The organism is Bacillus sp. AK128, assembly GCF_053903075.1.
On record NZ_CP096379.1, the window covers coordinates 3,464,138 to 3,477,032 of the forward strand.

General features: G+C 36.7%; 11 protein-coding genes. 5 read left to right on the forward strand and 6 right to left on the reverse strand.

Annotation, left to right across the window (positions count from 1 at the left end; translation table 11 throughout):
* Positions 1-107: 107 nt before the first annotated feature.
* Together M1D60_RS17375 and modB are read right to left on the reverse strand one after the other, a co-directional pair.
* Entirely contained in the window at positions 108-1,316 is a 1,209-nt protein-coding gene (locus M1D60_RS17375; RefSeq protein ID WP_456276090.1) for an EAL and HDOD domain-containing protein, read from the reverse strand.
* A 106-nt stretch (positions 1,317-1,422) separates the two neighbouring features.
* Positions 1,423-2,082 carry a molybdate ABC transporter permease subunit gene (gene modB / locus M1D60_RS17380; RefSeq protein WP_456276091.1) on the reverse strand — a complete coding sequence of 220 codons (660 nt, stop codon included), beginning with the start codon at positions 2,080-2,082 and terminating at the stop codon, positions 1,423-1,425.
* 238 nt (positions 2,083-2,320) lie between these two features.
* Between modB and M1D60_RS17385 the strand changes: the two genes are divergently transcribed.
* On the forward strand, positions 2,321-3,130 hold the full coding sequence (locus M1D60_RS17385) for an EcsC family protein (RefSeq protein ID WP_456276092.1): 810 nt from the start codon (positions 2,321-2,323) through the stop codon (positions 3,128-3,130).
* A gap of 35 nt (positions 3,131-3,165) precedes the next feature.
* On the forward strand, positions 3,166-4,431 hold the full coding sequence (locus tag M1D60_RS17390; RefSeq protein ID WP_456276093.1) for an erythromycin esterase family protein: 1,266 nt from the start codon (positions 3,166-3,168) through the stop codon (positions 4,429-4,431).
* A gap of 59 nt (positions 4,432-4,490) precedes the next feature.
* Here M1D60_RS17390 and sugE read toward each other — a convergent pair whose 3' ends face one another.
* Positions 4,491-4,814, reverse strand: coding sequence for a quaternary ammonium compound efflux SMR transporter SugE (gene sugE, locus M1D60_RS17395; protein ID WP_456276094.1), 324 nt, complete (start codon positions 4,812-4,814; stop codon positions 4,491-4,493).
* Positions 4,815-5,298: 484 nt separating this feature from the next.
* Between sugE and M1D60_RS17400 the strand changes: the two genes are divergently transcribed.
* Positions 5,299-6,612, forward strand: a complete 1,314-nt coding sequence (locus tag M1D60_RS17400) for a hemolysin family protein (protein ID WP_456276095.1) — start codon at positions 5,299-5,301, stop codon at positions 6,610-6,612.
* 456 nt (positions 6,613-7,068) lie between these two features.
* Positions 7,069-8,097: a PTS transporter subunit IIC gene (locus M1D60_RS17405; RefSeq protein ID WP_456276096.1), complete on the forward strand. Its 1,029-nt coding sequence runs from the start codon at positions 7,069-7,071 to the stop codon at positions 8,095-8,097.
* 49 nt (positions 8,098-8,146) lie between these two features.
* On the opposite strand, the gene M1D60_RS17410 is transcribed toward M1D60_RS17405, so the two are convergent.
* The 3 genes from M1D60_RS17410 to M1D60_RS17420 form a co-directional block, all read right to left on the reverse strand.
* On the reverse strand, positions 8,147-8,785 hold the full coding sequence (locus M1D60_RS17410; RefSeq protein WP_456276097.1) for a CPBP family intramembrane glutamic endopeptidase: 639 nt from the start codon (positions 8,783-8,785) through the stop codon (positions 8,147-8,149).
* 237 nt (positions 8,786-9,022) lie between these two features.
* A complete protein-coding gene (locus M1D60_RS17415) occupies positions 9,023-10,228 on the reverse strand; it encodes an efflux RND transporter periplasmic adaptor subunit (protein WP_456276098.1) in 1,206 nt (401 codons plus the stop codon).
* A gap of 10 nt (positions 10,229-10,238) precedes the next feature.
* Positions 10,239-10,916: a hypothetical protein gene (locus M1D60_RS17420; RefSeq protein WP_456276099.1), complete on the reverse strand. Its 678-nt coding sequence runs from the start codon at positions 10,914-10,916 to the stop codon at positions 10,239-10,241.
* Positions 10,917-11,198: 282 nt separating this feature from the next.
* Between M1D60_RS17420 and M1D60_RS17425 the strand changes: the two genes are divergently transcribed.
* Complete coding sequence (locus M1D60_RS17425) at positions 11,199-12,878, forward strand: DUF6044 family protein (protein WP_456276100.1); 1,680 nt, start codon at positions 11,199-11,201, stop codon at positions 12,876-12,878.
* Positions 12,879-12,895 lie beyond the last annotated feature (17 nt).

Sequence of the window (12,895 nt, forward strand, 5' to 3'; positions counted from 1 at the left end):
TTTACTCTAACTTTCATAAAAGTCCATATCTATAATTAAAAAGAATTTTCAAAAAAAAAAAAAAAGAAATGCTAGTTAGCACTTCTTGAGTTTACCGTTTATGCTGCTTAAACAAGTTCAACAATATAGGTTGACCATTCAAAAGCTTTTGAGTAACAGTTCATAATTTCTTCCTCAGGTATACCGATTTTGGTACTTATTGCGGAAAAAGTAACCCAGTCTCCAATTTCTAAGGACTTCATTAAAAGAAGGGTATTACCATAAAGATTGTCCGCACCCAGTAAAGCTTCCTTTAATTCCTCTGAAAATGGTAATACATTCACCGCTTCCTCCATCGGTCGCTGTAAAATGGTATCAATAAGTGAAAACATCCCTAATAAAAAGAATTCCGATTGATCTTTTTTCAAATGTACTGCAAGCAACTCTCCCATTTTTGCTCTTGATAAGCATAATTCAATTGCTTGGAAGGGGATTTCTCTTCCCGCACTAGATAATGAAATAATCGATGTCCACTTTTGGACTTCCTTTAAGCCCAGTAATACAATGGCCTGCTTTAATGAAGTAATCTTATTTCTCAACTGAAACCCTGCTGAGTTGATTAGCTTTAATAGTTTATAAGATAACGATAAATCTCGTTCTACTAATCTAGTAATCATTTCAATATCCGGTGTCGGCTTACTGATTTCTTGGATAATTTCCAGATAGACATGTGAATAGGAAGGGATATCTGTTGCTTTAACAATCATAGGCTTGCTAAAAAAATACCCTTGGAAGTAGTGATAACCTAATTTTACAGCTATATTAAACTCTTCCCTTGTTTCAACCTTTTCCGCTAATAGTTTAATATTAAACTCCTTGGCAATTCGCAAAAGCTTTAAATGCTGTTCGGCTGTTGTCTTAGGATATTCAACTTTAATGATATCAGCTAGCTTTACTAATTCTTTATATTGATCCTCATAAACAAAATCATCGAGGGCAATCGTATAACCTAATTTTTTAAATTCAGAAATCGCATTTATGATCTCTTTTGTTGGATTAATATTTTCTAATATTTCAATCACTACATATTCTGCCGGAAAATGAGCTGGAAATCCTTGTAATAATAGATTCTCAGTAAAATTGATAAAACACTTTTTTTCATTTGCCAGATTGTCTACACCAATTGAAACAAAGCTGTTTATTAACACATCAATCGTAGCTTTATCCCCATCTAAATGGTTATAGAAGTCTACTTGACCGTTTCTATATAACAATTCGTAACCAAATAACTGTTCATTTGTATCAAGTATAGGCTGCCTTGCCACAAACACTTCCATAGAGTTCCTCCTGGTGAAAAAACAAAATAAATAATTCATCTCTATTTTAGCATTTTTTTACATGATTACCATCTGTTTTTGTGCATATAATCGACAATTTTTGTCATTAATCTTTTCGTAAAGAATGCACGACTGCAAGCATAATAAAAGACAAGAATATCATGATCAGAACCCATGCCCACGCTAAGCGTTCATTCCCCATATCCATTGCAATATATATGGCTGTGGGCATGGTTTGCGTTTTCCCAGGAATATTCCCTGCAATCATTAAAGTTGCACCAAATTCGCCTAATGCCCTAGCGAAGCTTAAGATTCCACCAGAAATAATGGCTCTTCTTGCTAATGGAATTGTTATTTTAAATAACACATCACGTTCGGATGCACCATCTACTCGAGCCGCATCCTCAATGTTTCCATCCACCTCTTCAAATCCAGTTTTTACTGCTTGGTACATGAGTGGAAAGGCTACAACTGTAGAAGCAATGACAGCTGCCCACCAAGTAAATACAATCGGTTGGTTAAACAGCCATTCAAACCATATTCCGACTGGGCTGTTTGCCCCCAATAGTATAAGAAGAATAAACCCTACAACAGAAGGAGGCAAAACCAACGGTAATAGTAAAATAGTTTCGATAATCATCTTGCCTTTGAACTTTTTCCGAGCCATCCATTTCCCAATACTGATTCCCAAGAAAAGTACAATCAAGCTCGCAAGTATGGCCACTTGGATAGAAAGTTTAATTGGTTCAAAAAAATCAATTGCCATTCTAATACTCAATCCTTTAGTCTAATATTCATACTAAGCACTATTGTATCTTTATATCCGAAAAAAAACGATCTATCAAATCTAAAGTGCAAGTTTTTTATAAAGACTGGTTGCAAATAGACTGTTGTTTTGTGCAACTAGAAAAGAGCCTTTATAAAACCAGCTATAGAAGTGCAAAATAAAATACAGAAGCCCGTGTCCGATTAAATATTAAATTTGAATGTTAGGAGAATGAAAGATGGAAACAATGGAAGAATTACAAGCTTCACTTGCTAGTATTACATCATGGGAAAATGAACAAAAAGGGCTTTTTTTATGGGAGCGAATCGGTAGGATTCCATTTAAGCTCCTTGATAAGATGACTCCTTCATTTATCCAAAAGAAAATCAGCATATTATTGGATGAGTTGGGTCAATATGTTCAGACAGGTGGACAGTATTTAGTGAATGAAGAGCAAATCTTTAAGAGATATGTAAAAAGTTCACCTTCTTATTTCCCTACGAATATAGAGGAAATCGCTTCGATTCCACTTGCTACAATGAATAAGGTTAGCGAGGAAATTACACAGAGCCGTCAAAAGATTGCTACGGTACAAGGCGCGACAACTGGATTTGGTGGGATATTTACATTAGCTGTCGACATTCCTGTTTTATTAGGGTTATCTCTTAAAACCCTACAAGAGATCGCCATTACATATGGGTATGACCCAAAAGATAAGCTCGAACGAATCTTTATTGTAAAATGTCTACAATTCTCTTCAGCAGACATTGTCGGCAAGCAGGCAATATTAGATGAGCTTAGTGATTTTTACCATCGTGATGAACATCACCAGGCGATGATGTCACAGCTCCAGGGCTGGCGTGAGGTGATCTACACATATCGTGATCAGTTTGGCTGGAAAAAGCTATTTCAATTGGTTCCTGTAGCTGGAATGGTGTTCGGTGCTTTTATTAACCGATCGATGATTAATGATATAGGTGAAACAGGACGAATGCTCTATCAAAAAAGAAGAATAATGGAGAGGCTCCACACTAAAACTATCAAGTGAAACTTTAATTCAACTAAAAGAAGGTGTGGATCAAAATGGTCTTAACAAAGACTATAGTCGACAGTATTAAAAGACATGCACTTCCTTATGAAAATCCTGAGCATTTGACTCCTGTTCTACAAGAAGTGGGTGATGTTCAGTATGTTCTACTTGGTGAAGCCTCTCACGGCACATCTGAATATTATACGGCTCGTACGGAGATTTCTAAGCGGTTAATCAAGGAGAAAGGTTTTCACTTTATTGCGGTTGAAGGAGATTGGCCTTCTTGCTATGAAGTAAATCGATATATTAAAGGCTATGATACCCCTTATACATCTGCAAAAGATGCCCTTCAAGCGTTTAATAGATGGCCGACGTGGATGTGGTCGAATGAAGAAGTGGTTGAATTGGTCGAGTGGCTTAAGGAATATAATGAAGGCCAAGATGTGAAAGTAGGATTTTACGGTCTCGATGTCTATAGTCTATGGGAATCCATGGAGGCAATTCTTCACTACTTAGAAAAAACAGAGTCACCTGAAATTGAACAAGCTAAAAAGGCATTTGAATGCTTTGAGCCGTTTCATCGAAAAGCTGAACAGTACGGTGTGTCTGCTGCCATATATGGAGAAGATTGCAGAAAGGAAGTATCAGAGCTTCTTCAAGCAATGCTGGCTAGACGTAATGGGTATGAAGACGATCCTGAATCAGCCTTAAATTTGGTTGTAAACGCCCTGGTTACTGCCAACGCTGAGTACTACTATGAAGCAATGATTACAAATGATAATCAATCTTGGAACATCAGAGATACTCATATGGTCGAAGCTTTAGAACATGTGACTAACTTCTATCAGGAAGGTGCAAAGGGGATTGTCTGGGAGCACAATACACATATTGGAGATGCGAGAGCAACCGATATGGCGAGGGCTGGGCTTGTTAATGTAGGGCAGCTCACTAGAGAAAAATATGGTATAGACAATATTTATGCCATTGGTTTTGGAAGCTACAAAGGAACGGTGGTTGCAGCTACAAAATGGGGGTCTCCCTTTGAAGTCATGAGGGTTCCAGAAGCCACTCAAGGAAGCTGGGAATACTATCTTCAAAAAGCGGATAACGGGAATAAATTACTGTTATTTAATGGAGAAAACGAAACTGAATTCGCAGACACAATGGGGCACCGAGCAATCGGGGTGGTCTATCACCCAGAGTATGAACATATGGGGAATTACGTCCCAACTAAAGTGTCGAAACGATATAATGCGTTTATTTACATTGAAGAAACAAAAGCTTTGTCCCCTATAGAAGTTGGAAGTTTAACGGTATAAGGAGAATCAACATCCCGATATGCAAAGGAGATACATTCCCCTTAACATATTGGGATTTTTTATTGATTTCCTGAGGTTACTTTCAATCCCACAATTCCTGTTAAAATTAATAATACAAAGATAATCCTTGCCATATGTCTTGGTTCATTAAATAGAACCATTCCAACTACGACCGCGCCTACAGCTCCTATTCCTGTCCAAACTGCGTAGGCCGTACCGATTGGAAGTGTCTTTAAGGATAAAGATAGAAAATAAAAGCTAACAATCATCCCTAAAATCGTAAGAACGGACGGATACAGTCGTGAAAAACCTTCAGAATATTTTAGACCGATTGCCCACACAATCTCAAAAATGCCTGCAATTACTAAATAAAGCCAGGCCATTATTAAATCATCCCCTTTGATAAACTGCATCTTACACAAGATTTCTTTATTATAAAAATGTAATTTCTTCTGTAAATTTATCATAACTTAAAATAACGTCAAACATTCATGATAACACGGGTGTTTCGTAACGCAGGTTGATTCTACTGTCAATTTGTATTCATTGACGATATAAATTTTCTATTGTAAATTTAAATTAATACGTTTAAAGGAGGTACATTCATTGGGAAGTTTTATAGATTAGGAGAATTATATCTGTGTCAAATCAGAGACTTCCTATAGATTAAGGGTTTAATCATGATTAAATACATTCCAAATTAGCTTCATGACCCCATACACACTCTTCTAAGAACCTCTGGTTTTACACTTCTACCCATTCTTTTCACATTTTAGAATAAATCAAGCTTTAATAAAGTAAATATTACTAATAGTCTAATAATCAGGAGGTGTAATCTTTATCAGTTCTTACTGATAAAGAGACTGCTTGGAGATATTTAATTTAATGATGGTGGCTTTACTAATTGCGTTAACGGGATTTTTCGTTGCTTCAGAGTTTGCGATTATCAGAATTCGTAGTACACGAATTGACCAACTTGTTTCAGAAGGAAACAAAAATGCATTAGCCGCCAAAAAAGTAATTACTAACCTTGATGAGTATTTGTCCGCTTGTCAGCTTGGTATTACCGTCACTGCACTAGGATTAGGTTGGTTAGGAGAAGAAACAGTGGAACATCTATTAGCTCCCTTGTTTAGTCTGCTCAATATCCCTAGTTCAGCATCAACTATTTTATCAATAGCAATTGCTTTCACACTTATAACATTTTTACACGTAGTGGTTGGGGAGCTTGCACCTAAAACGGTAGCTATTCAGAAAGCAGAAAGTGTTACCTTACTTTTCGCACGACCTTTAATCTTCTTCTACAGAGTTATGTATCCATTTATAAAGACATTAAACGGTTCTGCACGCTTAATTACAAAAATGTTTGGTTTAAAGCGTGCCTCTGAGCATGATATGGCTCATTCTGAAGAGGAACTTCGAATGATTCTCTCTGAAAGCTTAAAAAGCGGTGAAATCAATCAGTCTGAATATAAATATATGAACAATATCTTCTTGTTTGATGATCGTATCGCAAAGGATATAATGGTACCTCGAACAGAAATCGTTGGCTTTGAAAAAAATATGTCAATTGAAGAATGTATCCAGGTTGCATCCATTGAAAACTACACGAGATATCCGATTTATGATGGTGACAAAGACCATATCATTGGTATGATCAATATGAAAGAAATCTTAACTGAATATATAAAAGGTGAACGTAAGAAATTAATTATTTCTCAATACATGAGGCCTATTATTCAGGTAATTGAAACCGTATCCCTACATGAACTTTTAGTTAGAATGCAGAAGGAACGTGTTCATATGGCCATTCTAATTGATGAATATGGTGGTACAGATGGACTCGTAACTGTTGAGGATATCATTGAAGAGATTGTAGGGGAAATTAGGGATGAATTTGACTATGATGAAGCCCCTGACATTCGCAAAATTGACAATAATAAAACAATCATCGATGGAAGAGTTCTGGTCGAAGAGGTGAATAACCTGTTCGGACTTGAAATCGATGACTCAGATGTAGACACCATTGGTGGTTGGATTCTTACTGAAAAGATGGATGCACAAATGGGTGATATTCTAAACGTCAATAATTTCGAATTCCACATTATCGAAATGGAAGGCTATCATATTAAAAAAATTAAGGTGGAGAGAACGTTACTTCAACAATCTCCCGCATCATAGATTTAGAAGAGAGGGACTTAGGTTTCCCTCTTTTTTATTTGGTTGATTATAAATAATAAGGGCAAAGCTTTTAGTTTGGATAGTACAATGATCCTCAGCCTTGTCCTGTTTACTAACTATGAGATTGGAGGAAAACGCAGAATTGGAATATAAAGGAATTTCGTTGATAAATAGAGTTATTCGTCGATAAATTGATTGTTTCGTCGATAACCTCCTAGTTTTCGTTGATAAATCTGAAATATCGTTGATAAACATTACTAATTCGTTGATAAACACTATTTTTAAGGATATACTCGACTCTTTCTCTTCTGTTTCATGTTCAATGACTCATTTACCAACTACTGCACCCTCCCCCACCTCTTTTAACTCCTTAAATATTACCTATTTGCCGTCATGAAGGGATAACTATATAATCTAATCATAAGTTTGTTTAATTTTGGTAAGGTGGTGAACTCATTGATTTCGTTTTTAAAGAAAAAGGATGTCTCATTGAGACCTCATGATTATTTTGTAACAGCTCTTAACTTTATGGCATTAGGGTTATTTTCAACTCTCATAATCGGTTTGATTATTGAAACAATTGGGAAACAACTTACGTTTAGTCCTGGTTTATCAACCTTCTTAATTGATATGGGGAACCTAGCGAAGACATTAATGGGGCCTGCGATAGGGGCAGCCATTGCATTTGGACTTAGAGCACCTCCACTTGTCATCTTTGCAAGTATTATTAGTGGGGCAGCTGGAGCAACACTTGGCGGTCCTGCAGGAAGCTATATTGCTGCCGTAATCTCTACTGAATGTGGAAAACTTATACATAATGAAACCAAAGTGGATATCATTTTAACTCCTTTGACGACCATTGTAGTCGGGTTTAGTGTCGCTACGTTTATAGGACCTCCTATTGGTGACTTAATGACATCTTTTGGCGATCTTATTAACTGGTCAACGAAACAGCAACCGCTCATTCTAGGAGTTCTTGTAGCTGTTTTAATGGGATTAGCATTGACTGCACCTATTTCAAGTGCAGCCATTTCATTAATGCTTGGCTTAGAAGGGGTTGCTGCAGGGGCAGCGACCATTGGTTGTGCTGCTCAGATGGTTGGATTTGCAATTAGTAGCTATCGTGAAAACGGTGTAGGTGGACTCTTTGCTATCGGCTTAGGTACCTCCATGCTACAAGTTGGTAACATTATTAAAAATCCACTCATTCTCATACCTCCGACTATTGCTGGAGCATTGCTAGCACCTTTTGGAACGATGTTATTCCCAATGCTTAACAATGCAGCCGGGGCTGGAATGGGTACGAGTGGACTTGTCGGACCTATGATGACGTTATCGGTCATGGGCTTCACCAGTGCTGTATTTATCAAAATTCTCTTCTTCCATTTTGTTGGTCCAGCCATTATAAGCTTGGTATTATCAGAATGGATGAGGAAAAAAGGCTATATTAAGTTTGGAGATTTAAAAATTCGAACGGAAAGATAACCAAAGAACATTAAAGAAAAAGCTGCTGATATTACTCAGCAGCTTTTCCTTATGCAATATAAAACACATACACTAAAATAATTCCAAGATCAGCCAATATATGACTCATAATAGATACTCCGATATGGCCAAATCGATACCGAAAGTAGGCCCATATTACTCCCGCTATAAAGACGGGTAAAACGGATACTACATTTAAAGGGGCAGAGAACATAGGAATAACTGAAAGTAAATGATACAGGGAGTAACATCCCGCCGTAATCAATACTGTACTGATCATCCCCACCTTTGATAAGAGACGCTTATACATAAATTCCCGCCAATACCATTCTTCAAGTACTGGATTAATGAATAGAAGAACGAAAATCAACCCTATTACGTGATTACCAGTAAATCCCCAATCTAATAGTATTTGCTGTAAAGCAGGAACATCTATTAGATAATCCAGTAAGATCGTTACACTACCTAAAATCGCTAGTAAGAAAACCATTCCACTAATCAATCCTACTAGTACATCCCTTTTCTTTAGACGGAACCCCCACCGTAAAGTTTTCCTACCTTGAAAAAGAAGAGGAATTAAAAGTAGCCAACCGTAAAATAACAGAAAAGTAATGGGTACACTTTTTAACACATGTAGTCCAATCCAAATCATAAGAGTTGGACCTAGAAGTAATAGAATTTGCTTCATAGCTCCTCCTCCCCTGTTTTTTAAATTGGCTCTATTAAAGTTTGTTGTTGATTTCCGTTCCAGGACACTCGCTTTCCGCGGGGCGTGCGGTGAGCCTCCTCAGCTTCGCTTCCGGGGTCTCACCAAGGACAAAGCGAATTCCTTTGTCCATATGTCACGCTGCTCCCGCAGGAGTCTCGCGTCCTTTCACTACAATCAACTCTTCTAAAAATCAAGAATGTACTTTAACTTAGCCTTTTAATTAGAAATCACTGCTCTTAGAATGGTAGTGGTCCATTCCTTTTTTTCAACACTTTTAAGCTCTGAAGCTCCAACATAAAGCTTCTTCATCGACATCGTAAATGGAAGATCAGCCTTTATATTTTTCTTAGGGGATGTTACCACTAATTCCTGTCCAGTTAGACCTGTTACAATTTCGACCTTCCCTTCATTTTCGATACCCTTTTCAACTTCTATTTTTTTCACTTTCCCTCGCTCTAAAATAAAAACAATATCCGTTTGATCCTTTGTGCCTTTGACAGCCTGACTAGGTAAGATTAATGTATCAAGGCTTTCTGTTTTTACGATGTCAACTTCCATATGATGACCATATAAAAGTGCTCCTTCTTCCTCGGCAACGGTGATCGAAAATGGGAAATAGCTTGTTTCCTCATGCAGAGAAGGTGCTTTTACTGGGAAGGCTGATATTTCATTAATTGTTCCGACTAGAGGCTTCTCTCCATTTGGAATATATACCTTTTGCCCCACCTCAATTTCTGTTAAATCACTTTCAGATAGCTCTCCCTCAATAACATAAGGATATGTAACAATGGTCAATAGCTCATCATGGCCATTTTCATTGACCGATGTCACAATACCAGGTGATGTACTTGTAGTTGTTCTAGAGGCCTCTAAATTCGCTAACGCCTCAAGCTCGAGCTCATAATCCTCTATATCCATTTCAAGTAACTCTTCTTGTAATTCTAATTCTCTAATTTGACTGTCAATCAGCGTCTCATTGGCCTCTGATTGTGCTTCCTCCCATTCGGATTCAAATACAGTTGGAAAAGTAACAGCCCGTAATGCAGAAATATCGCTGCGGAGCTTAGAACTTTCCGCTTCGGAACGATCTATTTTACTTTCTAACTGAAGCTTTAAGACGTTTAAATCTTCTATGCTATATTGAACAAGTGGAGTACCTACTTGAACCTGATCACCTTCGCTCACTAAGATTTCATCAAGTACACCTAATTGTTGTTGATAGGTAATAACTTTTTCTTCGCTAGAGGTTACAACCCCCTTTTTTAAATAGGAAATTCGCATATCACCTTCTGTCGGCTTATCAAATGATGTAATCTTCGTAACATGATAAACCTTGTCCCTATTTGTTTGATAGAGATATAGATTTCCCATCACGATACAAAGAACTAGTAATATGGATAACGTCCAAATCCACTTTTTCATTGCTTCCCTCCTAACCATTCAGTAACGCTTCAATATTTATGACTGAAATCCCAGCACTAGCAATGGCAATGATCAAATGTACAACTAGTACGACCATAATCAGCTCTGCTTTCTTTTTAGTGGAAACTGTTTGAAGAATCGATACTAGATACACGAGTCCACCTATATAAACAAGATTAATTTGGCTAAAGAAATGAATAAACAACGGGTGATCCAACAAAATTTGAGCCACAATTCCTAATGAAATTGGTGACGAAATGGCAGGAATGCCAAAAAAATAGAAAACGGCTAGTTCTATTAATTGGTTCAATAAAATAAACCAAATAAAAAGTAAATGAATGTGAAGCAATGTCCCGATTTTCAATTCTTTTAAGAGAAAATAGCTTAATAGAACCGATAATAATAAATAGAAAATTGGTGTAAGCAAACCTTGTATACCTAGTCCTAGTACATGGAAAAATTGTAAGGCCTCAATTGATTCTGGTGATTGGGCAAGCAGTTTAGAGATTTCTTCAGAGTTATATCCCACCATACCAAGAGTTCCTGAAAATAATACACTTAGACATACAAATAAAGATAGTTTTAAAAATACCGGCTTTAGAAGAAGTTGCTCCTGTTTTGACACATTTTGAATATATTCCCTAGACTGAAAAAAACGACGAACTGGTACCTGAACATTTGTCTCCATCCTGCAACCTCCAACAAATTTCTACAATTTACCTTTTTTGTATCATATCATAGGCATTTTTCATTTTTTGGTAGATTATGTCGAAATTAATAAAGATTCTATTATTTTCGGTAAATTTTTTAAGGCTACCCTCAAAATAAGGGATCTTTGTTCCAGAACATTCTCTTCATATAAAAATAATATTTTTACTAAACAACACTCGAAAGCATCCTATTTAAAGAATGGATAATTTCCCCTTATTTGACAAACCTTATTAACAACTTTCATTTTGAGGTGTAGTTTATGAGTTTTCAACAAAGAATTTTCAAGGAGAGAAATCTTCTTATTTTCGCTTTCCTTATCATCGCATTTTATTTATCCCCTTTGTTTCTATTAGGTGAAAATGCTCATATACGAGTTCATGACAATTTAGATTCTAACCTCGCCTGGTATAAGGTCTTAGAAGAGAGTGGACAGCTGTTTGGAAGTATCGATTCCACCATTCCACAGATTATTAACGGTCTTCCTAGAAATGCATTTGGCACTGAGTGGAGTGGAATTGTATGGCTACACGCAATCTTCCCTACTATGCTTGCCTATGCCATCAGCCAAGCCATTACGAGAATATTTGCTTTCTTAGGTATGTATCTTCTCTTAAAAAGGCACTTCTTACCAGATGCTAAATGGAATCTTATTACCGTCGGGACATCTGTAGCGTTTGCCTTAACACCTTTCTGGCCATCAGGTATGCTCAGTACGCTGGGAATGCCGTTAGCCTTATGGGCGTTCTTAAATATTCGAAAGGGAGAACATTCCTGGAAAAATTATTTAACCCTTACCTTGTTACCTCTCTATTCAAGTATCGTCCTAGGTTTCTTCTTTTTCCTTGTCGCGATTGGTGTCCTATGGCTGGTTGATCTCATTCGAAAAAGGACATTTAATATTAGATTCTTACTTTCCATTGTCTATATGACAACCATCTATTTGCTCATTGAATACCGGCTTGTCTATTCGTTTTTGTTCTCGACTGAAGCTAATTCAAGAGATGAATACTTTCATGCCCGACTGTCATTATGGAGGGTCATCCGCTTAACTTTTAAGAATTTTATTCTCGGTCATACTCATGTCATGACCGTTCACGGGTTGATTATTCTCCCAGTCATATTGTTTGGAGTCTATCTTATTATCAAAAAGAAGCTATGGAAGCAGGAAAAACTATTCCTCTATTTACTTGCTCTAAATTTCGGACTTTCAACCTGGTATGCCTTTTGGTTTTATAAGGGCTGGTTACCATTAACAGAAAGATTTCACTTTATGGATACCTTTAATTTTGCTAGGTTCCATTTTTTACGACCCTTAGTGATTTATGTAAGCTTTGCTCTCGGTTTAAAAATCCTCCTAAAATATACAAGTAACTCTAGAGGCCTTGTTACCTTTTTTATCATCTGCCAGCTTCTTGTCTTAGCTGCCTTTAATGACGAAATTATTTATCAGAATAAGCCTTCTGTAAAAGAGTTTTACGCGGAGGAGTTATTTTCAGATATTAAAGAGTATATTGGTTTACCAGTTGAAGAGTACCGAGTTGCTTCCATTGGAATCCACCCAGCTGTCTCACAATATAACGGATTCTACACACTTGATACGTATAATAATTTCTATCCACTTACCTATAAATATCAATTTCGTGAAGTAATTGAAGATGAATTAACTAAAAACAAAACGATTAAACGCTATTTTGATGAATGGGGTGGTCGTTGTTATATTTTCACAGCCGAGCTTGGTAAACACTATATGTTTTCGAAACATACAAAGAAGAAGCTTGAAAACTTGGAAATCAATACTGATCCTTTAAAAAAGATGGGTGGTAAATATATATTTTCGGCGGTTCCAATCATAAATGCCGTAGACAATAATCTTCATTTAGAAAGGACCTTTCATCACGAGCATGCAGAATGGAAGATTTATTTATACAAATTGATATAGACATCAGGAGGGATCTT